The organism is Paenibacillus sp. A3M_27_13, from assembly GCF_024213315.1.
Taxonomy (GTDB): Bacteria; Bacillota; Bacilli; order Paenibacillales; family Paenibacillaceae; genus Paenibacillus; species Paenibacillus polymyxa_B.
The window spans coordinates 836369-860763 of the sequence record NZ_JANAVE010000002.1 but is presented as its reverse complement, the minus strand read 5'-3'; the positions used below and the strand labels follow the sequence as shown (position 1 = coordinate 860763).

At 45.8% G+C, this 24395-nt stretch carries 24 protein-coding genes; 9 read left to right on the top strand and 15 right to left on the bottom strand.

The window, feature by feature from the left end:
- The first annotated feature begins 17 nt into the window (after positions 1 to 17).
- The 3 genes from NLX82_RS10485 (at position 18) to NLX82_RS10475 (ending at position 3168) form a co-directional block, all read left to right on the top strand.
- The gene (locus NLX82_RS10485; RefSeq protein ID WP_080683009.1) at positions 18 to 206 is read left to right on the top strand and encodes a hypothetical protein; all 189 of its coding nucleotides are present in this window, start codon (positions 18 to 20) and stop codon (positions 204 to 206) included.
- 216 nt (positions 207 to 422) lie between these two features.
- On the top strand, positions 423 to 1601 hold the full coding sequence (locus tag NLX82_RS10480; RefSeq protein WP_028542824.1) for a putative glycoside hydrolase: 1179 nt from the start codon (positions 423 to 425) through the stop codon (positions 1599 to 1601).
- A gap of 196 nt (positions 1602 to 1797) precedes the next feature.
- Positions 1798 to 3168 carry an MATE family efflux transporter gene (locus NLX82_RS10475; RefSeq protein WP_028542825.1) on the top strand — a complete coding sequence of 457 codons (1371 nt, stop codon included), beginning with the start codon at positions 1798 to 1800 and terminating at the stop codon, positions 3166 to 3168.
- Here NLX82_RS10475 and NLX82_RS10470 read toward each other — a convergent pair.
- The 5 genes from NLX82_RS10470 to NLX82_RS10450 all read right to left on the bottom strand — a co-directional run bounded on the left by NLX82_RS10470 (position 3165) and on the right by NLX82_RS10450 (position 7558).
- Complete coding sequence (locus NLX82_RS10470) at positions 3165 to 3374, bottom strand: DUF3906 family protein (protein ID WP_023988014.1); 210 nt, start codon at positions 3372 to 3374, stop codon at positions 3165 to 3167. The genes NLX82_RS10475 and NLX82_RS10470 overlap by 4 nt on opposite strands.
- A gap of 117 nt (positions 3375 to 3491) precedes the next feature.
- Positions 3492 to 4463, bottom strand: coding sequence for a 6-phosphofructokinase (gene pfkA / locus NLX82_RS10465; protein ID WP_023988013.1), 972 nt, complete (start codon positions 4461 to 4463; stop codon positions 3492 to 3494).
- A 23-nt stretch (positions 4464 to 4486) separates the two neighbouring features.
- Positions 4487 to 5566, bottom strand: coding sequence for a tetraprenyl-beta-curcumene synthase family protein (locus tag NLX82_RS10460; RefSeq protein WP_013309708.1), 1080 nt, complete (start codon positions 5564 to 5566; stop codon positions 4487 to 4489).
- Positions 5567 to 5810: 244 nt separating this feature from the next.
- Complete coding sequence (locus NLX82_RS10455; RefSeq protein WP_254347997.1) at positions 5811 to 7160, bottom strand: MATE family efflux transporter; 1350 nt, start codon at positions 7158 to 7160, stop codon at positions 5811 to 5813.
- A gap of 200 nt (positions 7161 to 7360) precedes the next feature.
- Positions 7361 to 7558 carry a cold shock domain-containing protein gene (locus NLX82_RS10450; protein ID WP_013309706.1) on the bottom strand — a complete coding sequence of 66 codons (198 nt, stop codon included), beginning with the start codon at positions 7556 to 7558 and terminating at the stop codon, positions 7361 to 7363.
- Between the two features lie 173 nt (positions 7559 to 7731).
- On the opposite strand from NLX82_RS10450, the gene NLX82_RS10445 reads away from it, so the two are divergent.
- From NLX82_RS10445 to NLX82_RS10420, 6 genes are all read left to right on the top strand, one after another.
- Positions 7732 to 7965, top strand: a complete 234-nt coding sequence (locus tag NLX82_RS10445) for a hypothetical protein (protein WP_013309704.1) — start codon at positions 7732 to 7734, stop codon at positions 7963 to 7965.
- Positions 7966 to 7972: 7 nt separating this feature from the next.
- Complete coding sequence (locus tag NLX82_RS10440) at positions 7973 to 8161, top strand: hypothetical protein (RefSeq protein WP_025715827.1); 189 nt, start codon at positions 7973 to 7975, stop codon at positions 8159 to 8161.
- 199 nt (positions 8162 to 8360) lie between these two features.
- A complete protein-coding gene (pepF, locus tag NLX82_RS10435) occupies positions 8361 to 10157 on the top strand; it encodes an oligoendopeptidase F (protein ID WP_254347995.1) in 1797 nt (598 codons plus the stop codon).
- Positions 10158 to 10213: 56 nt separating this feature from the next.
- On the top strand, positions 10214 to 10636 hold the full coding sequence (locus tag NLX82_RS10430; RefSeq protein WP_254347983.1) for a LapA family protein: 423 nt from the start codon (positions 10214 to 10216) through the stop codon (positions 10634 to 10636).
- 13 nt (positions 10637 to 10649) lie between these two features.
- Positions 10650 to 11687: a M42 family metallopeptidase gene (locus NLX82_RS10425; protein WP_254347981.1), complete on the top strand. Its 1038-nt coding sequence runs from the start codon at positions 10650 to 10652 to the stop codon at positions 11685 to 11687.
- 73 nt (positions 11688 to 11760) lie between these two features.
- Positions 11761 to 12660, top strand: a complete 900-nt coding sequence (locus NLX82_RS10420; protein WP_068940256.1) for a LysR substrate-binding domain-containing protein — start codon at positions 11761 to 11763, stop codon at positions 12658 to 12660.
- Between the two features lie 19 nt (positions 12661 to 12679).
- Here the strand turns inward: NLX82_RS10420 and NLX82_RS10415 are convergent, their stop codons facing one another.
- The 10 genes from NLX82_RS10415 to hemE form a co-directional block, all read right to left on the bottom strand.
- Positions 12680 to 13669 carry an aldo/keto reductase family protein gene (locus NLX82_RS10415; protein ID WP_023988006.1) on the bottom strand — a complete coding sequence of 330 codons (990 nt, stop codon included), beginning with the start codon at positions 13667 to 13669 and terminating at the stop codon, positions 12680 to 12682.
- Positions 13670 to 13822: 153 nt separating this feature from the next.
- Positions 13823 to 15772 (bottom strand): ABC-F family ATP-binding cassette domain-containing protein, encoded by a 1950-nt coding sequence (locus tag NLX82_RS10410; RefSeq protein ID WP_068940252.1) that lies wholly within the window; start codon positions 15770 to 15772, stop codon positions 13823 to 13825.
- Positions 15773 to 15893: 121 nt separating this feature from the next.
- Positions 15894 to 16472 carry a TetR/AcrR family transcriptional regulator gene (locus NLX82_RS10405; protein WP_028542833.1) on the bottom strand — a complete coding sequence of 193 codons (579 nt, stop codon included), beginning with the start codon at positions 16470 to 16472 and terminating at the stop codon, positions 15894 to 15896.
- Positions 16473 to 16554: 82 nt separating this feature from the next.
- Positions 16555 to 17361 (bottom strand): DUF92 domain-containing protein, encoded by an 807-nt coding sequence (locus NLX82_RS10400; protein ID WP_254347979.1) that lies wholly within the window; start codon positions 17359 to 17361, stop codon positions 16555 to 16557.
- A 212-nt stretch (positions 17362 to 17573) separates the two neighbouring features.
- Positions 17574 to 18197 (bottom strand): fumarylacetoacetate hydrolase family protein, encoded by a 624-nt coding sequence (locus NLX82_RS10395; protein WP_028542835.1) that lies wholly within the window; start codon positions 18195 to 18197, stop codon positions 17574 to 17576.
- A gap of 39 nt (positions 18198 to 18236) precedes the next feature.
- Positions 18237 to 19007, bottom strand: a complete 771-nt coding sequence (locus NLX82_RS10390; protein WP_254347977.1) for a glycerophosphodiester phosphodiesterase — start codon at positions 19005 to 19007, stop codon at positions 18237 to 18239.
- An 82-nt stretch (positions 19008 to 19089) separates the two neighbouring features.
- A complete protein-coding gene (locus tag NLX82_RS10385; RefSeq protein WP_254347975.1) occupies positions 19090 to 20568 on the bottom strand; it encodes a CapA family protein in 1479 nt (492 codons plus the stop codon).
- Positions 20569 to 20705: 137 nt separating this feature from the next.
- Complete coding sequence (gene hemG / locus NLX82_RS10380; RefSeq protein WP_076264302.1) at positions 20706 to 22151, bottom strand: protoporphyrinogen oxidase; 1446 nt, start codon at positions 22149 to 22151, stop codon at positions 20706 to 20708.
- Between the two features lie 7 nt (positions 22152 to 22158).
- Positions 22159 to 23100 (bottom strand): ferrochelatase, encoded by a 942-nt coding sequence (hemH, locus tag NLX82_RS10375; RefSeq protein WP_068940250.1) that lies wholly within the window; start codon positions 23098 to 23100, stop codon positions 22159 to 22161.
- 7 nt (positions 23101 to 23107) lie between these two features.
- Complete coding sequence (gene hemE / locus NLX82_RS10370) at positions 23108 to 24178, bottom strand: uroporphyrinogen decarboxylase (RefSeq protein WP_023987997.1); 1071 nt, start codon at positions 24176 to 24178, stop codon at positions 23108 to 23110.
- Between the last annotated feature and the right edge of the window lie 217 nt (positions 24179 to 24395).

Sequence of the window (24395 nt, the reverse complement as noted above, 5' to 3'; positions counted from 1 at the left end):
GGGTGATTTTTGTGGAAATGGAAACGGTAAAACTGTCCGACATTGTCTTAAGGTGGTACCCGGAAATGCTCCCTTCTCTCAAAAAGGATGAGCTTAACTCGATGATTGTGCTTCGGGACGGGATGGCCATACTCAAGCCAACGGATGCGCTAGAAATTATTCAGTACAGTATTTGCGAGCATCAAGACAATAATTATCTTCAATAAATTTCTTTACCAAGTGCCGCTTCTTCCGGTTGCATCTACGACCGCGAAGAGAGCGGCATTATTTATGCATTTTTATGGATTCAATGAACACCGGTTGGGTTAATCATGTAAGACTGTGCCTGATGATTCCAGTATTGGTTACAAGCGTGTTGTTTTTCGATACATAACTTTACGTATAATCAGGTAAGCGACATACATAAGGGAGAGAGTTAGGAAATGAATATGATTTGGGCAATTATGCTATTGGCGATGGGGATAGGCGGAAACGGGGATCAGTCAGCCAACGCTCCAAATGTAAAAGATACGGTGGCAACAACAATTAGCAGCGCCATGATTCAGGCTCAGCACAATAATATGAAGGTGGATGCCTCCAATCCTCCGGTTAAAATTGACCCACAACCGACGACTCCTGCTATCAAGGGCATCTATGTCACGGCTTATAGCGCAGGCGGTTCGCGTATGACCCAGCTGCTTGAACTGCTTGACAAGACAGAGCTCAATTCCATGGTTATTGATATTAAAGACGATGCAGGTTACATCACTTATCCAACGACCACTCCCGAGCTGCTCAAATTGGGCAAGCCGCAAAAATTCATTCGGGATATTTCCGGTTTGATGGACCGATTGAAAAAGCATAATGTTTACCCGATTGCTCGTATTGTCGTATTTAAAGATACTGTACTGGCCAACAAAAATCCCGAGATGTCTTTCCGTAACCCTGACGGCTCTGTCTGGAAAAACGGCAAAGGAGACGGGTTCGTTAATCCCTATAATAAAGAAGTATGGGATTATAATATCGCCATCGCTAAGGAAGCAGCCAAACTTGGTTTTAAGGAAATTCAATTTGACTATGTACGTTTCCCCGAAGGCTTTGAGAAAAGAGCAGACAAGCTGAAATATACCAAATCAGATCAATCCCGCTCGGATGCAGTCGCTGAATTCGTACAATATGCCCGCAAAGAGCTAGCTCCATTAGGTGTACGAGTATCGGTAGATATTTTCGGATATGCCGCATCCGTTCCTGCTGCGGAGGGGATCGGACAGGATTTCACTAAAATCTCCGAAAATGTGGATGTCATTTCGCCCATGGTTTATCCAAGTCACTACACCACAGGCTGGTTCGGTGTAAAAGATCCCGATAAGAATCCTTACCAGACGATTAAAGGCTCCATGGCCGATACCCACAAAAAGCTCGATCCGACGGGCAAGCTAAAGCCAATTATCCGTCCTTGGATCCAGGATTTTACCGCAAGTTGGTTGGGGAGCGGACATTATGCCAAGTATGGGAAAACTCAAGTAGAGGATCAAATTCGCGCGCTTAAGGATATGAAAGTGGATGAATATTTACTCTGGAATGCCACAAACCGCTATACAAGTGGAGTAACTTACAAATAATTTATCCCTCCGGACTTCTCGTTCTCTTATACAAGATTTAGAAATTATATAATTATTTCGAAGGCTGTCCCGTTGTTTGGCGAACGGGTGCAGTCTTTTTTATTACTGTTCAAATGTAGCGGTATCCCTTACAATAAATACTTACATGTTATGATATATACAAATAATCAATCCCTAGTAAATGAGGAAAACAAAAATGCAATTGACACTAACAACGGGGCAGAAATGGAAGCAGCTTTTCTACATTTTGCTCCCTATCCTGATTACCCAGCTTGCACTATCTGCCATGACTTTTTTCGATACGAATATGTCAGGGCACTTTTCCCCTGCCGATCTGGCTGGAGTAGCCATTGGAGTAAGCCTATGGGTTCCTGTACAAACAGGCCTTAATGGAATACTTATGGCTATCACGCCCATTGTATCTCAATTGGTAGGAGCACAGCGCAAAGATAAAGTCTCCTACTATGTCATTCAAGCACTTTGGCTCTCTCTCGCCCTGTCTATGGTCGTTTTGATTGCTGGCATTATTTTGGTCAAACCTATTTTGAACGGTATGAATTTGGAACTGAGAGTTCATAATGTGGCCCTATACTACCTTTGTGCCATGGCCTTCGGGATTGTTCCTCTATTTGCCTACACTGTGCTCCGAAGCTTTATGGATGCATTGGGACAAACCCGCTTTACGATGTTAATCACGCTCATGTCATTACCCATCAATGTATTGTTAAATTATCTACTTATTTATGGAAACTGGGGTTTTCCGCGTCTGGGGGGTGTGGGTTCCGGGGTAGCGACGGCGACCACCTACTGGATCATCATGCTGGTTGCCGGTATCACTGCGCATCGTGGAAAAATATTTGCCGAATACCGAATCTTTAACAAAATATACGGGATTGCTGCTGGTGCTTTGAAAGAGCTCATCAAGATTGGAGTACCGATTGGATTTGCTATATTTTTTGAGACTGCCGTCTTTTCAGCCGTCACCCTCTTCATGAGCAGTTATAATACAGCTACCATAGCCGCACATCAGGCCGCCATGAACTTTGCATCTACGCTGTATATGATTCCACTCAGCATTTGCATGGCACTTACGATTCTGGTTGGCTATGAAACAGGAGCTACTCGCCCGCGGGATGCCAAAGCTTATAGTGTAATGGGTATCAGCAGCGCAGTAGGTCTATCACTGATTACAGCTATTGTACTGCTTATCTGGGGTGAACAGGTCGCTCGACTTTACTCCACCGATCCGCAGGTCATTCAATTGGCACAGCATTTTCTAATCTATGCGATTTTCTTTCAGATATCTGATGCTGTCGCTACACCTACACAAGGAGCGCTACGCGGGTATAAAGACGTCAATCCAGCCTTTTTGCTCACATTCCTCGCCTATTGGGTCATTGGGCTTCCTGTAGGATATATACTGGCACGCTGGACTTCATTGGGGCCCTACGGCTATTGGATCGGTTTGATTACAGGATTGGCAGTAGGCGCTATTTTACTTCTCTGGCGTCTGGTGAAAGTACAACGTCGTTTCTCCGAAAAAAAACAACACGCAGAGGCTATCTAGCCTTTGCGTGTCTCGATTACATATGCTGCGCCTAAAGTTATTCGTTTTTTCTCCACAATCGCCACTTCGTTCAGCTTGGGAGGAAATAGAAAGTGTCTCTCCACATGTTGTTCAATCTCCTCAAATGCCTGTTCTTCATTTTCAGCGGCGAGAATAACGGTCAGCGCTCCTTCCGAACTGTCCACTTCGATTTTGAATAGGTACATGTATGACTACCTCCTGATAGGACTCAAAGCTAAAAAAATAGCGGATGACTCGGGTCATCCGCATAATTTTGATCTTTTCCAATATCAGAGCCGATCTATTTTACATAAAGGCTCTTATTATTGGGACAAACGCAAGGCCAGCTCATAAAGCTCCATATTGAAATCTTTTTTGGTATTTACAACCTTGTCAATATCTGTAGCTACCAACTTACCGTCGATCGTTCCGCAAGCCTTGTCAGATATGCCCTCAATCAATTGGCGAACAGCAAAGTCACCCAAACGGCTCGCCAGGTTGCGGTCAAACGCTGTTGGTGTGCCTCCACGTTGGATGTGTCCAAGCACTGTAACACGAGGCTCATAATCCGGACAGTTTTCTTGGATAACCTGTGCTACTGTTTCGCCTTTGCCTACACCCTCAGCAACAATAATGATACTGTGGCGTTTGCCATGCTTAAAGTTTTGTTTCATCCGATCGGATACTTCATTCAGATCAAATTCTACCTCAGGCACCAAAATCGTTTCTGCGCCAGAAGCCAGACCTGCATGGAGAGCAATATCGCCACAATGACGTCCCATAACTTCCACGATGGAAGAACGTTCATGGGATGACATCGTATCACGCAGCTTGTTGATTGCGTCCACTACGATACTAACCGCTGTATCAAAACCAATAGTGTAGTCCGTGAAAGAAATGTCATTGTCGATCGTACCCGGAAGACACATGGTTTTAATGCCTTGCTTGGTCAGTTTATTAGCTCCTTGATAGGAACCGTCTCCACCAATCACGACTACGCCGTCAATTCCACGGTTACGCAAAATTTGAGCGCCTTTTTTCTGTCCTTCTTCAGTCGTAAATTCCAGACATCTTGCAGATTGAAGTACAGTACCCCCACGTTGGATAATATCTCCAACGCTTCTCAGATCCATTGGAAAAATATCATCGTTCAAAAGGCCTTGATAACCGCGTTGAATCCCGAATACTTCCAGTCCAAAATACAATCCGCTACGTACGACGGCGCGAACTGCCGCGTTCATCCCTTGTGAATCTCCACCACTTGTTAATACTGCAATTTTCTTAACTGCTGTCATGATTTATGACCTCCTCAAAATAATCATATAAGCCTTCTTATCCATCGACTGTTTAATAAGAAAAACAAACGCATGAGCGGACTATTTTTCATTAAACGTCTCGAAACAGCGCGAACGTCCTGCTGCTCGCTAACTTTAGGGTCGGATAAATATAAAGCCAGCAATCCCTCGATAATCATCCGGTGAAAGGAGCTGGCAGGGACATCTGCAATATCAGCCCGCGCCCGATTCACAACGTAGGCGATCCGGTCTAGCATCATGTCGGTATCTTCATAATAATTGCAAAAGTTAAGATCTCCGCCCTTCCGGTCTTCGTCTTGATCGATTAGATAATCCAGCAAAATATGAAGACTGCACACATGTGGAAAATACGATGCATGTATTGAGGCAGCCCCTGCATCGGTCAGATGCTGGTCGCTGGCAGCAAGAAACAGCATAAAGACCCCCAGAGTTGAACCGGTAGCCGCAGCAAACTCATTCCAGCGCAACTCTGGTGTACGGTCTTTATGAAGCGACCACCAGTCCAAAAGCGCTTGTTCCCGCAGCTCGGGTTTAATATGCTTGTATACTTGCAAATCCGTGTATAATCGCGCCAAATCCTGAACGTAAGGCATTGCCGCCTCATAGCCCGGAAGCCTGCTTACACAAGACTGACAGGTTGTCACCAGCCCGGTCAAATAACCGCCATCCTCCTGCTCACGACGCAACTCATAATAATTCACTGGCCTAGCCGTCGGATTAACCGCATCCAGCATAGCCTGATGCAACAGCCTGAAATCATCCGGGTCCATGGACGTACTGCGATCACACAGGTTGTCCAGATAATCACTAATGGTCTGATACGCTACGATCAGCGGAATTAGCGTCTGCCGGGCAGACATATTGGCTGCGGCATAAACCGCCCCACCCACGCAGTGAAACGTCTTATCCGCTATGCTCGCAAGCGCCTGGCTTCGCAGCTCAGGGTCCGGAATTTGTTCGGCCTTGCTCTTCCAGTTACTCAATTCTAGTTTCGTTTCAGGGAGAATGTGCTTGTACATTCGGCTCATTAGACCTATGGGGCCTCTCGGTACTTGATAACGTCCTTGCTCAACATAACTCAAATGACGGTGCCTCCACATTGTTGTCTACGTAATTATACCTATCCAAACCATATCCATTATAATATGTTCGTCCTTTTAGCACAAATGAACAACCTCACTTTTTTCTTTAAAATTCAAGAAAAATGAGCTATTCTCACAAAAAGACTTTATACCTGTAATGTTTTATTAGTCAAAAATAGGAGTTACACAAAATCTATCCTTATAAGACTTTAATCGCAAATAGTATAAATGGCCTACCGCCTACCTATCCCTTGTCCTCTGCTGGCTTCACCCCTTGGATTCCCTCTCCCATGCTTGCCTGCTTCCATTTCCCGAAAGCATAATAGAAAATGACTGCTACGGCAGAGATAGCAAAACCAACAGGAAAACTCCACCATACAGCATCTAGACCATACTCATCGACAAATGCATAGGCCAAAGGTATACGAATGCCCCATAATGAAATAATGGTAATTAAAAGCGGTATCATTACGGAACCCGTTGATCGAACAACACCTGTAATGACATTGGTAACACCGAATATAACAAAAGACCACAAAGTGATCAGATTAATCCGCATGCCCAATTCCAATGCACCCCCCGTAGAAGGAAGGAACATGAGCAAGGCCTGACGGTTAAACATGTAAATTAATACCACAGCTCCACCAGTCAACACAAAATTATACACAATCCCAATCCAGGTTGTCATGCGCACTCGATCCCAACGTCCGGCTCCGATATTTTGAGCGGCAAAGGAAGATACGGCTGCACCTAACGCCATTGCCGGCATCTGCACATAGCTGGACAAATTATTGGCTGCTGTATAAGCTGCTGCTGCCACTGTTCCGTAGCCATTAATCAGATTCATTAAAGCAATCGCGCTGGTGGAGACAGCAATCATTTGCAACCCCATCGGCACTCCCTTACGGATTAGGGTCCAAATAATCTTCCAATCAAATCTGAGTAAATGAAGCTCTGAAGAAGTAATGCGCAAAAAATATTTTACTCGATATAGGTAAATGAGGATCAACACAAAGCTAATCCCTTGAGCGATCAGGGTAGCAGTAGCGGAGCCTCCAATGCCCATAGCAGGAATCGGTCCCCATCCGAATATTAACAGCGGGTTAAGTAGTACATCTAGTACGACGGAAACAATTAGAAAATAAAATGGTGTTTTGGAATCTCCAGCGCCTCTCATTACGGTCATTATGTAGTTATAGCCGTACAAAAAGGGCATGCCCGCAAAAATAATACGCGTATATGTGATCGCCATATCCACTGATTCGGCAGGTGTATTGAGTACATGAAGAATCCAAGGCGCACTCAAAAATCCGATAATACCTATAGCAAAAGCAAGCACCAGAAAAAAGACTGCACTTGTACCTACTACACGCTTGGTTTCAGCTACGTCTCCTGCTCCAATATTTTGTCCGATCATAATAGTGGCAGCCATGGTGACGCCAAAAATCGAACTGATAAGAAAAAACATTATAATATTTCCATTGGAAGCGGCAGTCAATGCGGCTTCTCCCAGAAACTTTCCAACCCAGATCGAGTTGATCGTTCCATTCAGGGATTGCAGAATGTTTCCGAACAGCATCGGCAAAGAGAACATAAACAGCGTTTTAAGATGTCTTCTGCTTAGTTTTATTACGTATAATACCCTATTCCTGCTCAATCTTCTCATATCGTAAACGTATTTACGCAAAAAAGCGCAGTCCCTTAAATTTAAGGAACTGCGCTCTCAATTCATAGTTTAACCGTAATATATAAGACATCCGTAGAAACGGAACCATTCTTACAATTCAGTTACACTTACAGTTTGATTACGTTAGCTGCTTGGGGTCCACGGTTACCTTCAGTAATTTCGAATTCAACCGCTTGACCTTCTTCCAAAGTTTTAAAGCCGTCGCCTTGGATTGCGGAGAAATGTACGAATACGTCCTCGCCACCATCCATTTGAATGAAGCCATAACCTTTTTCTGCGTTAAACCATTTAACTGTACCTTTCAAGTGAACAACCTCCTAAAAATACCGCCATCTATGGCGAATATCCATATTATACTTCATGCTTTTTCACAATGCAATTGATGTTTTTCCTGGTTTTTCGGGCTGGAATGATTTGCTTTTGCGGCGGAAACTGCGGTATCATGAACCAAAACATCTATAAAATCGGAGACATGCATATGATGAAAAAACACGAAATATACAAAAAAGACAATTGGAACATGATGACTGTCGAGGTGCAGGGCCGTTACATCGTTCTACGGGAAATATCCGATGATTGGGGCGAGGAAGCCCACACGTTTTTAAGCCGTCCGGCGCTGATGCATTGGGCTCAAAATCGGTTTCCCAAGCAGTCCTTTCAAGATAATGAGGAAGAGTGGCAGCGGATCATGAACGCTTTCAAACAGGTCTAGCCTATTCATGGTGTCCAACAGCTATCTCATCTTCATTATTCTGGCCTTCACGCTGGGCGGAGTGCTGATCATGAAGCGTGATACGATACCGACTCCTCTCAAAAAGTGGATGGCCCTCACTGCTGTAATCATGGTTTGCCTTGCCTTTTATCTTATTGTATACAGCTTATTAAATATAGGTTCCAACCCACAGTAAGGAAAATTATACTTTCGGGCGTAAGAGGTCATACTATGGCATAACAAGCCATGGTATAAGGAGGATCTGCCGTTACATGCATCCTGTAAAACCTCTTGCCCTGCTGCTTACGGTAAGCGTGGCGGTTTCTTCGTTTTGGCATCCGTCCCTTACTGCCGCAGCCCTACCCCACATTACGTTCGATCAGAGGAGGCTCTCCATGAGTGAAATTGTAAAACGCGCTGATGCGCCAGTGGAAAATACATGGAAACTGGAAGATTTGTTTCCCAACCGCAAAGCATGGGATCAAGAATATGAAGAAGTCAAACAACTAGCCAAAAAGGCTGAACATTTCCAAGGCAAGCTCAATTCAGCAGAGTCGATTGGCAGCTGCTTTAAATTGGAAGATGAATTGTCGCTTAAAACCGAGCGTGTATATGTGTACGCACATCTGCATCATGATGAGGATACAGCTGAACCTACATACCAGGGTCTTTCGCAAAAAGCAAAAAAATTAGGCGTTGAGGTTAGCGAGTCTCTTTCTTTTGTGACGCCTGAAATTTTGGCACTGCCGGATCATCAGCTTGATGCCTTCATTGAAGATCCAAAGCTTGCAGATTATCGGTTTACACTTCAAGAAATGAAGCGGGAAAAAGCACATATTTTGGGGAAGACAGAAGAAGCGCTGCTCGCTCAGGTTGGCAATCTGGCTCAAGCCCCGCAAACGATTTTTGGCATGCTCAACAACGCTGATCTGAAGTTTCCAAAAATTAAGGATGAGAACGGCAAAGAGGTTGAGCTGACTCATGGCAGCTACATTCAATTCCTCGAAAGTCCGCACCGCGAAGTACGCGAACGTGCTTTTAAAGCGGTATATGACACATATGCCAAAAATAAAAATACAATTGCTTCTACACTAAGTGCCAATGTAAACAAGAATATTTTTTATTCTCGTGTTCGCAAATACCCTTCTGTACTGGAAATGTCACTGTACGGTGACAATATTCCGAAGGAAGTGTACACGAATCTCATTGACACCATTCATGAAAGCTTACCCCTGCTCCATCGTTACATCAAACTGCGTAAAAAGTTGTTAGGTGTGGATGAGCTCCATATGTATGATTTGTTCGCTCCGCTTGTGGACGAATACAAGATGGACATTACGTATGAAGACGCCAAAACGCAAACAAAAGAAGGCCTTAAGCCACTGGGCGAGGACTATCTCGCTTCGCTGCAAAAAGGCTATGATGAGCGCTGGATCGATGTATACGAAAACGAAAACAAACGTACTGGTGCATACAGTTGGGGAGCTTATGGTACCCACCCATATGTGCTGCTGAATCATAAAGACAACCTGAACAGCATGTTCACACTTGCTCATGAAATGGGGCATGCGTTGCATTCGTACTATTCAGACAACGCATTGAAGTATAGAGATGCACAGTACACCATTTTCCTGGCTGAAGTGGCATCCACAACCAATGAAGCGTTGCTAATGGACTACTTGCTGAACAAATCAACCGATCCGAAAGAGAAAATGTACCTTCTCACCTACTATGCAGATCAATTCCGCACAACGGTATTCCGTCAAACCATGTTTGCGGAATTTGAGAAAATTGTACATGAACGCGCTGAACAGGGGGAATCCCTTACACCGCAGCTTTTATCGGAGATTTACTATGATCTGAATGTGAAATATCACGGGCCTGGCATGAAGGTAGACAAAGACATTGAAATGGAATGGGCACGGATCCCTCATTTTTATAACAGTTTTTATGTCTACAAATATGCTACTGGCTTCTCGGCAGCAACTAGTTTCTCGAAACAGATTCTGGAAGAAGGCCAACCAGCCGTTGACCGTTACTTGGGCTTCTTAAAGAGCGGTGGCAGTGATTATTCAATTAATATTTTGAAAAAAGCTGGCGTTGACATGTCCTCTCCGCAGCCGATCCGCGAAGCGATGAGCGTATTCGAAGAAGTCATTACAGAAATGGAAAAGCTAACTGAAGGAAAGTAAAACCGTGCGCACTTAAAATCCAGCATTGAAATGATGCACGGATAAATCCCTTGTCCATGGCGGGCAAGGGATTTTATAATGTAACGGGAGGAGGTGGCATTTTGAAAACACAATGGTCTTTGATCGCAGCTCTTGTTATTGCTCTGTTAACAGCTGTATTTGCTGTTATTAATGTGAATTCGGTTCAAGTGAACTTTCTATTCAGTATGGTTAGCATTCCTTTGATTCTGCTTATTCTTGGTTGCACTCTTCTAGGTGGACTTATTGTCGGTTCTTTCGGTATTTTCCGCCAATATAGGCTTCAGAGAGAGATTAAACGTCTGACTACTCAGCTTCATACATTACAAGAAGAGCACACATCCACGGTGGAAGCAAACGCGGATGTGACCTATGACACGACTGGGTCTTCCAGCACAGGGTCTACTTTCGACCAAGATATAGAGCAACCGTCCTCTAACCCTGATCGGTTGTCCAAATGAGGAGGAGCAACAAATGACGATTCAATTCAATGAAGATTATATGATGAACTTTTTAAATCAGCTACTGAACACGCCCAGTCCCAGTGGGTACACACACCATGTGATGGAGCTGATTCATAAGGAAGCTGAGAGCCTCGGGGTACCCATCGAATGGAATGCAAAAGGCGGTGCCATCTTGACTCTGGAAGGTCAGGAAACGGACCGTACGGTGGCGCTGAGCGCACATGTGGATACATTGGGCGCGATGGTACGTTCGATTACAGCACAAGGCACCCTACGTCTGACATCCGTCGGCGGTTTCATGATGAACAGCATTGAGAACGAATACTGCCTTATTCATACCCGAAGCGGACAAACGTATACGGGTACTATTCTGTCCAGCCATCCATCCGTGCACGTCTATGATGATGCACGAAGCTTTGAGCGCAAGGAGAGCCACATGGAGGTTCGGATTGACGAGCTTGTTGAGTCAAAAGAAGACGTGCTTCAGCTCGGTATTGCGGTGGGCGATTTTATTTCGTTCGATGCGCGTCCAGTCGTAACACCGAGTGGATTTATCAAGTCACGGCATCTGGATGATAAAGCTAGTGTAGCTGCACTGTTTGGTCTACTGGAATCTGCTGTACATGGAAACTGGAAGCCTCGACATACCGTTAAATTGCTCATTTCTAACTATGAGGAAGTGGGGCACGGAGCGGCTTACATACCTGAAGGAATCAGTGAGATGATAGCTGTCGATATGGGCTGTATGGGTGAAGATCTGAGCTGCAAGGAAACGGATGTTTCTATCTGTGCCAAAGATTCCTCCGGGCCTTACGACTATAATATGACGACCCGTCTGATTGAGCTGGCCAAAGAGCTGAATATTCCGTATGCTGTAGATATTTATCCGCACTACGGTTCGGACGCTTCGGCTGCACTAAGAGCAGGTAATAACATCCGTGCTGCTTTGATCGGCCCTGGCGTACACGCCTCCCATGCAATGGAGCGCACGCACAAGCAGGCCGTGGTGAACACTGCACGTCTGCTTGCAGCTTATGTGACAGTTTAATTCGAACGATAAAAACCGACCTGTTCCACTGGAGAATAGGTCGGTGAAGGCTTAGTGAAAGGAAATCACAGCTATGGATCTGAAAAAACTACGTTACTTTATCGCAGTAGCGGAAGAACTGCATTTTAACCGTGCTGCGAAAAAACTGAATATCACCCAACCTCCCTTGAGCCAACAAATTCAAAGCCTTGAAGAAGAGCTTGGTGTGAAGCTTTTGGAACGAACCAAAAGACAAGTTCAACTTACGTCAGCAGGAGCGATATTTTTAGAAGAATCCAGAAATATGGTTGCTCAATTGGAAAGATCTATTAAGATCACACAGCTTGCAAGTCAGGGGAAGTTCGGACATTTATCCATCGCTTTTGTAGATTCAGCCTCTGGCAGTCTGATGGTTAATGCCTTGAAGAAATTCCGAGAGCGCTTCCCAGATGTGAAGCTTACGTTATTTGAAATGACATCTGTCCAACAACTAAAAGCCATACACGATGGCAAAGTTCATGTGGGCTTCCTGCGCAGTGCAGATCCATCTATACATATCACTTCTCGTCTTTACACCAACGAATCACTCATGGCCGTTCTTCCTCAGACACATCCGTTAGCCCACCATTCAACCTTGTCTTTACGTTCTTTAGCGGACGAATCTTTTATCCTGTCTCCGCCTCATATGGGAGCTTCTTTTCATAATCTCATACTCGACTTTTGCGGACAACATGGATTTCAGCCTCAAATCGTACAGGAAGCCGTTCAAATGTATACGATCGTTAACTTGGTAGCGGCGGGTATAGGTATCTCCATTGTCCCCTCTTCCGTATCTGTCTTTCAACGCAGTGATGTCGTATTTCGTTCATTTCAAGAAGAGTCTCCGTCCATCCCACTTTATGCTGCATGGAAAACAGGTGCACATGAAACTGTTCTGACTCATTTTCTGGAAGTGGTTGAAGAAACAGCTTGTAACGAAGAGTTAGACATGTAAATCTCCTTGATCGTATATCTTAACCTGTTTTTCTCGGATCACGTTCAACAATACCATTTAAAACGCTATCCAATTGTCTCATGACCTGCCCATCTAGACGGACACCCGCAGCTTTTACGTTCTCTTTAACCTGCTCGGGCTTGGAAGCACCGATAATAGCTGAGGACACTTGCGGGTTTTGTAAAACCCATGCGACTGCAAGCTGGGGCAGCGTCAGTCCGCATTCTTCTGCAATCGGCTGAATTTTCTTTACTGCCAAAAGGACTTCTTTACGTAACCATTGTCCAGCCAAACGTTCGAAAAATGGTGACCCTGCTGTCGTAGAAGCTCGTGAACCCTCGGGTAACGGCTTGTCTGCTGTATATTTACCAGAAAGGATACCTTGAGCCAGAGGTGACCAAACCACCTGCCCAATCCCTTCCTGCTCACAAGCGGGAATCACTTCAGCTTCAATGACACGCCACAGCATGGAATATTGGGGCTGACTTGCCACGAATGGGACCTTTAATTCCCTAGCCAGAGCAGCTCCTTGCTTTATCTGCTCTGCTGTCCACTCGCTTACTCCTACATACAAAACCTTCCCTTGCCGCACCAAGTCGGATAAGGCCAAAAAAGTTTCTTCAAGCGATACGGTTGGATCAAAACGGTGTGCATAATATACATCAATATAATCCGTTTGTAGGCGTCGAAGAGAAGCATGGCAGGCCTCCATGATATGTTTACGAGACAGCCCTTTATCATTCTGTCCGGTACCTGTGGGATGAAAAACCTTAGTACATAATTCAATACTTTCACGGCGTATTCCCTTTAAAGAATGACCCAAAACCGTTTCCGCCAGGGTATCCGAATACACATCAGCGGTATCAAACGTGGTAATCCCTGAGTCTAGTGCAGCCTTTACACAGGCTTGCGCTATGGTATCATCCACTTGGGCACCGTGGGTGATCCAGTTCCCCAATGCAATCTCACTTACCATCAAACCACTTTTTCCAAGTTTACGATATTCCATTTTCAATTCCTCCCCTCCATCTGCAATCCATTATACCCACTGTAATTTAATATTAGAAATATATAATTCACTCGCTTTTAATATGAAAAACGTATTAATAATTCGATAAAAAAAGCAAGCCCCCACTCTGAATGGTGACTTGCTTCTGTATTTTTAAGATTTACTTTGTTCAATCTGCTCGGCTAGCTCATTCAGGTAGGTCCAGCGTTCCATTTGGTGCTCCAGATGCTGTTCGGCCTTTGCTTGCTCAGCCATGAGCTCCTGTAGTCGTGCTGAATCACTGAAAGACTCTTCCATCTGTCGTTGAATGTCGGCCAACTTCTGTTCGGCTTGTTCAATCAGCTCATCAATTTGCTCATATTCCCGCTGTTCCTTGAAGGTGAATTTAAGCTTGGTTTTACTTGTCTCCTTGACTGAATCAGAAGGACCCGCAGACTTAGGCGCGGAAGAGCGATTCGAGGAAGCCGTACTCGTCGAGACAGACGTATTCACAGAAGATTGAGCATTTTTACTGATCCATTCTGCATACTCACTATAGTCGCCTACATGTACTCGTATCTGTCCATCCCCTTCAAACGCCAGTATTTTGTCCACTGTCCGATCCAGGAAATAGCGATCATGAGAAACAATAAACACCACGCCCGGGAATTCATCCAGATAGTCTTCCAAAACGGAAAGGGTTTGAATATCCAGATCATTTGTTGGTTCATCCAGTAATAGCACATTCGGTGCTGACATCAGAACACGAAGCAGATACAAGCGCCGTTTTTCACCCCCGGACAGCCTGGAAATAACCGTCCATTGCGCGCTTGGTGCAAACAGGAAACGCTCCAGCATTTGTGCAGCTGTAATCGTCGAACCGTCTGCTGTACGAATCACTTCGGCTTCTTCCTTAATATATTCAATGACACGTAATGATTCGTTCATTTCCTGATGTTCCTGAGTAAAATAGCCTATCTTCACGGTCGGCCCCAGCACAACACTGCCGGAATCCGGTTCTATATGCTGGGCAATCATTTGGAGCAGAGTGGATTTCCCACTACCGTTAGGACCTAGGATACCAACACGATCACCAGGAACCGCAATGTAGCTCAGGTCCTGTATCAGCTTACGGGAATCTACCGATTTGGACAGATGCTCGATCTCCAATATCTTTTTACCCAGACGTGTGGAGGCGACAGACATATCTACAGATCCAGAACGAGCTTCCGGTTGCTGATCCCTAAGCTGCTCATATCGGTCAATACGCGCTTTCTGCTTGGTGGAACGAGCCTTTGCTCCACGACGAATCCAGGCCAGCTCATTACGCAGCAAGTTCTTCCTTTTTTGTTCCGTAGACGCTTCCCGCTCCTCGCGTTCTGCCTTCAGCTCCAGAAAACGGGTATAGTTAGCCTCATAACGGAAAAGGCGGCCATGATCCAGCTCCAGCATGACATTTGCAACTCTATCCAGAAAATAGCGATCATGCGTGATCATTAACAACGCACCACGTCTTTTTTGCAAATACTGCTCCAACCATTCAACAGACTCATTATCAATATGGTTTGTAGGCTCGTCCAGAATGAGCAACTCGCAGGGTTGGATTAAAGCCGCCGCCAAAGCCACCCGCTTACGCTGCCCGCCGGATAGAACGCCCATACGAGACTCAAACTGGGTGATCCCCAGTCGGGTAAGTATATTTTTGGCCTCGCTCTCCAGCTGCCATGCCTGGAACGTATCCATTTGCTGACTTGCTCGCAATAGACGGTTTTGAAGCTCCTCGCTACCCGGATTTAACTCCAACAACTCCATGATTTCCGTATATTCACGGACCGCTTTCATCTCAGGCTGGTTGCCATGAAAAATATGCTGGAGCACCTTCATTTCGGGATCAAACTCCGGATTTTGTGCTAGATACTGAATTCGCACATCGTTGTTCACTGCAATATTGCCATCATCTGGCGGCTCTAAGCCGGAAATTACCCGTAAAAACGTTGATTTGCCGGTACCATTTACACCGACGACCCCTATTTTGTCACGTTCATCCATACCAAAGGAAGCATCCTCAAACAACATTTTCTCGCCATAGCTTTTCGTTATATGTTCAACGGTCATAATATTCATACGGATTCCCTACTCTTCCCCTATTTTGTGATGCATCCTGTTTATTTTAACACAGTCACAGCCAATGATTAAAAAAACCGTTACCTGAACGAAGTCAGTACGGTTTTTTAGCAACAAGATGTCAGGATTTTTGTACCCCGGCTTTACAGCCATGCATAAATAAGTTCGCCGCTAATTCAGCCGTCTGATCTACGTCACATTCGCGGAAATCTTTATTCAATAAAATATCCATTTTTAGGCGTTCCAACATACCAATGAAAGCCTTCGCATGAAACTCAGACTGCTGTACACCCTCTGACGCCAGTTTATTTTTGACCAAATCAGTATAGTCCTGGATAAATCCCCACATAAACTCCATTAGGTCGGGGTCACTGTTGGGGGTCATAAAAAATAATTTAGTATGCTGCTTGCGCTTGAAATAGTAGTGCAGATGCAAATTTGCCATCCGCAGCAGTCCTTCTCCCAAAGTACGATTGATTAATGCGCCTTGCATTTCGGCTAGGTATTGCTCGCAATCTCTACGTGTGACTGCTGTAAATAGCTGCTCTTTGCTTTTAAAGTACAAGTATACTGTGCCTTTGGCAACTCCCGCTTGTTCTGCAATCTCGGAAATTTTGCTTTCATAAAAGCCTTTGGTGCCAAAGACGGTGTAAGCGGCGTCCAAAATAGCTTCATATTTATCTCCTTGTATATCGCCCATCTTAGCACCTCCTTATACAGGGATTGAAACACGGTCAATTCTTATAACAATTTTTTCCTTGTAATGATCTCCAGCTCCGTGTTCAAAATATAAAAAAAATACCTGCAAGAGCGACCAATCCTCCGAAAATAGAACTAATGCTATTCACCCGATCATTGCTCATCCAACGCCAGCCTCGTACATAGACCGTCGTTTGTCCACAATGTGAGTCTACTTCTACTTCCCGTCCGCAAACCGTGCAGGAACGCATCATTTGCACTGTAGCACCTAGATAGGAATCAGCAAAGGCCCCGGCGCTACCGGATATACCTCCAACCAGTGCCCACAGCCATAACGGCAAGCTCGGCGTTCCTATGGCGTGTCCAAAGCCCCATGCACCTATGCCGATCAGTACACCCCCAGCCAAGGCCGCAGCCGTTCCCAATACAGATACTCCTCCTGAGGTTCCGGGTGCGAGCACCTTCCCGTTAAGCACCGAACGGGGTGGCCTACGACTCAGGCTGCCAAATTCCGTTGCCCACGTATCGGATGTTACCGTAGCCATGACACCGACAAAAGCCAGCTGCCACGTAACATGAGGCCATATCGCATAGCCCAGGCATAACAGCATACCTAATCCCCCATTGGCCCATACTTGGCCTGCATCCCGGTTTCCGGTTTTGGCATACGATTTTTCCAGCTCAGCCTTGCGCTCCTTTTTGAACCTCGACAGGAGGGTCGACGTGATAAAGAACAAGAGCAATGTGCCGAACCAGAACAGGTTACCCGCCCCATAATATACGGTTCCCATCAGTACAGCCGTGGCAAAGCCAGATAAGGTTAAGGATTTTTTATAAAATGCAGCTCCCGCCACCACAGCAGCACAAAGCAATCCGATGATCCAGTCCATGATATACCCCCGCTTTTGAAATGAATCTCCGTTTTTCTTTTTTCGTTCTGTATATTATTGTACAATGCTCTACACTTATATAAAAGCCGTGTCCCATGCTTTGGCATAGGACACGGCCTTCACAATGCTTTTCTAAGGGAATCGCTCTTTATTTCCCAACTACCAAGAACATTCCCTTTTTTAATCCTCATCCATGAATGCCGTTCACAAGTTTATGCGATGGTGAAGCTCCCCTGACGATCACTCCCCCAGAAAAGCTCAAAGCGATCCCCGCTTGCTGTAGGCCCTACTCCTGCTGGAGTACCTGTAAAAATAATATCTCCTTCACCCAGCCCATAATGAGTCGCTATATATTCGACGATGTGCTGGATAGAAAAAATCATATCTTTAACATGTCCACGCTGGACTTCCTGTCCATTTTTGAGCAAGGAAAAATCCTGCTGCTCCAGCATGTCCAATTTTTCTAAAGGCAGGAATGGTGTCACGGGAGCAGACGATTTAAAGCCTTTGGCGGCGGTCCATGGATGGCCTTTTTTCTTGAGAACACTTTGTACATCACGCAGGGTAAAATCAATGCCGAATGCAAATGCGTTCAGACACGTATCTGCAGACATGCCTGGTTCGTATTTACGTCCTACAGCCACGACCAGCTCAGTCTCAAAATGAATATCTCCCTGCCCCTGAGGAAGCTCCAGCGTGGCGCCATCCAGCGGCACAACCGCATGAGACGGCTTCAAAAAAATCATCGGTTCTGCGGGAACCTCATTACCCAGCTCCTCCGCATGCAGCTTATAATTGCGCCCAACACAGTAAACATTACGAATTTCCACGTTCATTACGATCCGTCACCCTTCCCGCGTATGTAGTCCAATTGATTAACGAATAAGTTTACGTATATAGTGCCACATCCGGTGCTTGGAAAGCAAAAAAACCTGTTCCCAGCGATCCGGCCAATTAGTGCAAATCATCAATTCAGGATGTAATGAGGACAATTTCCGCATTATACGGCGGTCATCCACCGTCCACGCCATGACAGTAATACCGCGTCCGGTGAGATCTTTCATCAGGTTTCGATCCAAACGCGGATAGCCCATGGATAAAAAAGTGCATTGTAGCTGCTCCAGTTGCGTTGCCAAATCATCTGGACGCGCGTCGATAATCAATCCGGTACGGATCTCAGGAGACAGCTCCTTAGCCCGGCGTAATGCGGCACGCTCAAAAGAGGTTAATACCACCTCTCCCTCCATCCCTCTCATCACAATTTCACGGAGTACGGCTTTCTCCAGTCCCGGATACATATCTCCCGCTGTTTTAAGCTCAATATTGAGTGATGCGCGGCCACGACATAAATCCAGTACCTGTGCGAGGGAAGGGATCATTTCTTCACGGTATTCTGCACTTTTCCAGCTACCAGCATCAAGTTGTTGCAATGCTTTCCAGTCTGAATCCTTTACTTTCCCTGTACCATTCGTCGTTCGCTCCAGCGTAAAATCATGAATTACCACCGGAACACCGTCCTTTGACAGCTGTACATCCAGCTCAACCCAGTGTACAAATGGCTGCTTCAACGCAAGCTTAAAGGCTGCCATCGTGTTCTCGGGAGCAATACCCGAAAAACCGCGGTGAGCCACGCACAAATGATTCATCTTGTTATGACCTCCATCCACAAAGGAGTCCTTCATACGATCGTTCCGTCAATTCCCATATAAAAAATTTCTTTTCGAGCTTCTATTGAGCGCTTACTGTACCATCCGTCCCTATAGAGACATTTCCCGGTGACAGTGCCGCCACTCTCTGCAAAATTTTGCTGGCCTCCGTATCCTTCAATGGAATCGGTTGACCTAGCTCCGCCCGGTAAGGGGTCAGCTTCATTTCGCAAGCCCCTTTTCGGGTGCAGGTTGCCTGAAATATGGCTGTATCCCAAGTGGCTGGCACCGTTGATTTAGAAAAAATAAAATTGCCTGTGCTGTATGCGATCCATTTACCTTTATATTGCTCCATCCCTTGAAGCACATGTGGATGACCGCCAATGACAAGATCAGCTCCAGCATCAATAAAAGCATGCGATAACTCGGTCTGATAGGGCTCAAGTGCAGTAGCGCGCTCCTTCCCCCAATGGGCAATGACAATCACCAGATCGGCCTGCATTCGTGCCTCACGGATGGACTTTACGATAGCGGACGAATCATAGGCTCCTGCTACACCGGGCAGTTTGGCGCCCGCATTCCAGTTGGCTTCAGGCATGACACGTGTAGTCCCCAACAACGCAATTTTGATCCCTTTACGTTCAAAATAATGCGGCGCATACGCTTCTTTTGCATTACGTCCGGCTCCAGCATGGGCTATACCTTTTTCATCCAGATACTTCAGTGTATCCAGTAATCCGCCTGTGCCCTGATCCAAAATGTGATTGTTGGCCAAATTGACAGCATCTATCCCTGCCGCAGCCAACGCAGTTAACGCCTTGGGCGAAGATTTATACACATACGTTTTATTTAACGCACCCACACCATTCGTTGTCACGGGCGTTTCCAGATTGGCAATCGTCAGATCGTCTTTATGAAACAAGTTTCCGAGATATTGATACGGAAACTCAAACCCATTCTGTTCCAATCGCTGCTCAACTTTACCGGAAAATTGCACATCCCCTACAAAGTGAAGCGTGACTGTCGGAGAATCTGCACCGTCTGTTTTGGATCTTTTTACATCCTCCGTTCCTCCCTTATCCGCGGATGGATTACCGTCGTATTCCTTATTGGACGTATCGTTCCCTGCTTGCCCGTCTTTCCCCGAGGATAATTTTGCTCCTGAAGAGCTGCCTTCGGGAGCATTTGTGTCAGACGTTGTCGCGGGACGATGGCTTGTGTCTGAAGCAGCAGATTGCTTCGTTTCATCGTCAGCAAATTGCTTATCTGCATGGGAGCCTTCGTCCAGCTGTTTATTTGACAAGTCTGTAACATTTTCACTGACCGAGGGAGTAGACCGCTCTTCACTAGCAGATTCCGTTTGGATTTTCTTCTCCGTTTGCGAATACCCGGCATTTTCCGCAAGAGAGCCACTGTTGTCGTGTTCAAATATGTAATAATAACCGAAAAGACCTACGATCATAAGCAGCAGGACCAGATTCGTAATAATCCAAGCCTTGCCTATTTTTGGTTTTCTTGCTTTCTTGCGACCTTCATTTCTCTGTGATCTGGGAGGGTACATTCTTCACTCCTTCTATGCTATTGCATATGCATAACTTCTTTATTAGCTGGCGAATTTTACACCTTCTCCATTATATATCAAATTTCAATATAAATAGAACCCCTCGCCTGGATCGCGAAGGGTTCATCATTGAACATTTACACCTGTACCTGGACCGCTTCCTGCTGTGTCGTTTGGACGGCATGGGAGGCCCATTCCTTAGCCTGACGGATGCAATCCGGTAAACCAATCGCATCATAGCCAGCACCCAACACATACACTCCCGGCATGGCAGTGCGTAACTCTTCCCGCAAATCAGCTATAGCCTGCGGATGCCCTACCGGATATTGCGGCATGGAATTGCGAAGACGTGTAATTTCCGTGAACAGCGGAGTTGCTGTAACTCCCATCATCTCTTTCAAATCCTTACGTACCAGTGCAATCAGCTCATCATCCGGTAACTCTACAGTGTCTTCAGCTCCTGCTCGCCCTACATAACAGCGCAACAGCACCTTATCATCCGGGCTAGTATGTAGCCACTTGGCAGACGTCCATGTGCAAGCGGTCACGCTGCGTCCTTCTTTGCGAGGGACCAGAAAACCAGAACCGTCAAAGACATTCTCAATATCATTTTTATCGAAGGCCATGACCACGTTTGCTACGGAGACATAATTAACGGCTTCCAGTGCAGCCACATTGACATGATCTCGCAATAGCGGCGCAGCAGCAAAGTTGGGAGTCGTTACAAAAATATCATCCGCCTCCAGCGTCTCTCCATTATCCAGCATAACGCGATATGGGCTGTCTCCACTTTCCGTGGTCTTTGTGAATTCTGTAACAGCAATTCCGGTGCGTAAATCACAGTCATACAAATCATTCAGCAACGCATGCACCAAACTTTGCAAGCCTTGACGGAAGGTCAAAAAGGCGCTTTTTTTCGTACCTGTATGTGTTTCAGCTGGTTTTCGGCCTGTCATCATCCCGTGAATGAGGCTTCCGTATTGTTGCTCTACCTCAGCAAATTGTGGGAAGGTCGCCTGCAAACTTAGCGTCTTCATGTTGGCAGCATAAATCCCCGCCAGCAGTGGCTCAGTTACATTTTCCAGCACTTCTTTGCCCAGTCGGCGTTCAATAAAATCACCCAACGCCTCATCTCCCGGTACACGGCGAGGCGGAATGACAAAATCCATCATAGCCCGCATTTTCCCGCCTAGAGAGATCAAGCCGCTGCGCAAAAAGGGTTTCAGCTCTGTTGGAATCCCCAGCACCAGCCCAGGAGGCATCGGATGAAGCTGTCCTTCATGCAAAATGTATGTCTTTTTAGCCTCAGGATTTGTGCTCACCAGTTCATGATCCAACTCCAGCTCTTTTGCCAGGTCTATCATGGCCGTTTTACGGGCCAGAAAGGAATCTGGCCCCTTTTCAATTACAAAACCATCTTTATGCAGCGTTTCAATTTTCCCGCCCAGCACGGAAGCTTTCTCCACCAGCGTAATTCGAGGTGTGTAGCCAGCTTCTTTGTACATTTTTCGTGTATAAAAAGCAGTGCTAAGCCCGGTCAAGCCTCCGCCTACAATCACAATATTACGTAACTTTTGCTCCATTATGCCCTCATCCCTTTTTCCATTGGTCTATGATGACATCACTAAGCGTCTCCATATACAGTGGATCACTGTTGAGTGAATCAATACGCTGAAAACGCATATCCAATTCCTTCGCCAACGCCTGTGCTTCAATATCCAGATCGTATAACACCTCTAAGTGATCAGAAACAAAGCCAACTGGCGCAGCCAGCACATACTCCACTTGCTCCTCTTTAAGACTGTGCATGGTATCCAAAATGTCTGGCCCCAGCCATGGCTCTGCTGTACGACCGGCGCTTTGCCACGTAAACTGCCAGTTGGTAATTCCCGCCTTGTCCGCAACAGCCTGCGATGTAGCCATTAATTGCTCAACATAAGGATCACCCATAGCCAAAATCCGTTCAGGCAAGCTGTGCGCACTAAACAGAACACGAACCTCATCCCGCTTGGCTCCAGCTTCTTCAAAAAGCGCCAGTTTGGCGTTTACACGCTCAGTCAGCGTCTTAATCAGCTTTGGATGAAGATAATAGCTCTCCACAAATGATATGGCTAGATCCAGTTCCTGTGCCTTAGCCTGTGCGCGCTTAATATAAGTGCCTACACTCATAACGGAATAATGAGGAGCCAGCACGACACCCACCGCTGTACGAATGCCATCTTGCACCATAGCTTCCACACCATCTTCAATAAACGGTTTGGCATGTTTGAGTCCCTGATAACAGATAAATTCAATGTCCGGGTTGCGATTTTCCCGATTTAAGGTTTCCTGCAAGTTTTGAACCTGCCGATCCGTGTTCTGCCGCAGCGGAAACACACCGCCTACAATAGCTTCATAACGATCCTTTAATTCCTTTAACTGCTCCGGCGAGGGAGCATTGCCGCGACGAATATGTGTATAATAGGCTTCCACCTGATCCAGACTCTCCGGCGTCCCGTAGGACATGACCAGTACACCCACTTTTGTTTTCATTAACAGATCACCTCTTAACATTTCTAATGTATTCATTTTTTGACAAAACCGAGCGGGAATACTCATGTACATAATTAGTAAGCTCTCTTAGCTTATCTAGCGAGGCCTCAGGAAATAAACCATGACCGAGATTGAAAATGTAACCCGGCTCCAAAATGCCTTCATCTACAATGGTTTTCGCATACTGCTTGATAACATCGATTGGCGCAGTAAGCACATAAGGATCCAGGTTTCCCTGTACACCAAAACCGTTCCCCAAGCGACGACGTCCTTCAGGTATACTTACCCGCCAGTCCAGTCCAATCACATCGGCTTTTAACCCATTCAAGTGTGGGAGCAATTCACCAGAGCTTACGCCCGGAAAATAAATTTTAGGTACATCCAGATCAGATAGTTCATGGAAAATACGTGTGATAGTCGGCAGCACAAAAGTTTGAAAATCATAAGGCGAGAGCGCACCTACCCAGCTATCAAACAATTGAAAAGCCTTACCGCCATTAGCGATATGGGCTCGCACGTATGTAATAACCATGTCTCCTAGCTTATCCATCAGGCGATGCCACAGCTCAGGCTCTCCATACATCATCGCTTTGGTGCGAATATATCCTTTCGAAGGCCTTCCTTCTATTAAATAGCTTGCAATGGTAAAAGGCGCTCCAGCGAACGTAATCAATGGCACGTTCAGTTCACGGTCCAAAATACGAATCGTTTCCAAAATATGACCCAAATCGCGTTCCACATCAATTGGACGCAACTTATCTACGTCTGCAGCTGACCGGATCGGATTATCAATAACCGGGCCAATATTTTTGACAATATCAAAATCAACCCCTAGAGAGGCTACCGGATTCATAATATCAGAATATAAAATTGCAGCGTCCACCCCAAGCTTGCGCACGGGCATCAAGGTCACTTCTGCGGCCAACTCGGGCTGGCGGCATATTTCAAGCAACGTATATTTTTCTTTAATTTTGCGATACTCAGGGTCATACCTTCCGGCCTGCCGCATGTACCATACGGGAATATGATCCACAGCTTGCTTGCGGCAAGCGCGGATAAAAGTATCATTGTAGGTCATGACTTCAGCCTCCAGTTCGAATCATAAATACTATATTTTATTATGCCCTTTTTCAAGAGTCGTAACAACCGCAGCTCTCGAACAAACCATGACAAACCCATGACATTTGGATAAAGTTTCAATGAAGTGTGCTATACTAGAGAAATGGCTTTTTTAAAGCTCCGGAGAAGTTATGCTTTGATAAGTAGGATTTACAACAGGATGAGAATGGGCAGAA

What these genes read in the sequence shown, in the direction of transcription:
- NLX82_RS10390 (WP_254347977.1), bottom strand. Translation starts at nt 19,007, where the DNA reads ATGAATCATTTGTGCGTGGCTCACCGCGGTTTTTCGGGTATTGCTCCC.
- hemE (WP_023987997.1), bottom strand. Translation starts at nt 24,178, where the DNA reads ATGACCTACAATGATACTTTTATCCGCGCTTGCCGCAAGCAAGCTGTG.
- NLX82_RS10440 (WP_025715827.1), top strand. Translation starts at nt 7,973, where the DNA reads ATGGTGTCCAACAGCTATCTCATCTTCATTATTCTGGCCTTCACGCTG.
- NLX82_RS10425 (WP_254347981.1), top strand. Translation starts at nt 10,650, where the DNA reads ATGACGATTCAATTCAATGAAGATTATATGATGAACTTTTTAAATCAG.
- NLX82_RS10415 (WP_023988006.1), bottom strand. Translation starts at nt 13,669, where the DNA reads ATGGAATATCGTAAACTTGGAAAAAGTGGTTTGATGGTAAGTGAGATT.
- NLX82_RS10475 (WP_028542825.1), top strand. Translation starts at nt 1,798, where the DNA reads ATGCAATTGACACTAACAACGGGGCAGAAATGGAAGCAGCTTTTCTAC.
- NLX82_RS10405 (WP_028542833.1), bottom strand. Translation starts at nt 16,472, where the DNA reads ATGGGCGATATACAAGGAGATAAATATGAAGCTATTTTGGACGCCGCT.
- NLX82_RS10430 (WP_254347983.1), top strand. Translation starts at nt 10,214, where the DNA reads ATGGCGGGCAAGGGATTTTATAATGTAACGGGAGGAGGTGGCATTTTG.
- NLX82_RS10420 (WP_068940256.1), top strand. Translation starts at nt 11,761, where the DNA reads ATGGATCTGAAAAAACTACGTTACTTTATCGCAGTAGCGGAAGAACTG.
- NLX82_RS10410 (WP_068940252.1), bottom strand. Translation starts at nt 15,772, where the DNA reads ATGAATATTATGACCGTTGAACATATAACGAAAAGCTATGGCGAGAAA.
- pepF (WP_254347995.1), top strand. Translation starts at nt 8,361, where the DNA reads ATGAGTGAAATTGTAAAACGCGCTGATGCGCCAGTGGAAAATACATGG.
- hemH (WP_068940250.1), bottom strand. Translation starts at nt 23,100, where the DNA reads ATGAAAACAAAAGTGGGTGTACTGGTCATGTCCTACGGGACGCCGGAG.
- NLX82_RS10485 (WP_080683009.1), top strand. Translation starts at nt 18, where the DNA reads ATGGAAACGGTAAAACTGTCCGACATTGTCTTAAGGTGGTACCCGGAA.
- NLX82_RS10480 (WP_028542824.1), top strand. Translation starts at nt 423, where the DNA reads ATGAATATGATTTGGGCAATTATGCTATTGGCGATGGGGATAGGCGGA.
- NLX82_RS10400 (WP_254347979.1), bottom strand. Translation starts at nt 17,361, where the DNA reads ATGGACTGGATCATCGGATTGCTTTGTGCTGCTGTGGTGGCGGGAGCT.
- NLX82_RS10445 (WP_013309704.1), top strand. Translation starts at nt 7,732, where the DNA reads ATGATGAAAAAACACGAAATATACAAAAAAGACAATTGGAACATGATG.
- NLX82_RS10385 (WP_254347975.1), bottom strand. Translation starts at nt 20,568, where the DNA reads ATGTACCCTCCCAGATCACAGAGAAATGAAGGTCGCAAGAAAGCAAGA.
- hemG (WP_076264302.1), bottom strand. Translation starts at nt 22,151, where the DNA reads ATGGAGCAAAAGTTACGTAATATTGTGATTGTAGGCGGAGGCTTGACC.
- NLX82_RS10470 (WP_023988014.1), bottom strand. Translation starts at nt 3,374, where the DNA reads ATGTACCTATTCAAAATCGAAGTGGACAGTTCGGAAGGAGCGCTGACC.
- NLX82_RS10395 (WP_028542835.1), bottom strand. Translation starts at nt 18,197, where the DNA reads ATGAACGTGGAAATTCGTAATGTTTACTGTGTTGGGCGCAATTATAAG.
- pfkA (WP_023988013.1), bottom strand. Translation starts at nt 4,463, where the DNA reads ATGACAGCAGTTAAGAAAATTGCAGTATTAACAAGTGGTGGAGATTCA.
- NLX82_RS10455 (WP_254347997.1), bottom strand. Translation starts at nt 7,160, where the DNA reads ATGTTCTCTTTGCCGATGCTGTTCGGAAACATTCTGCAATCCCTGAAT.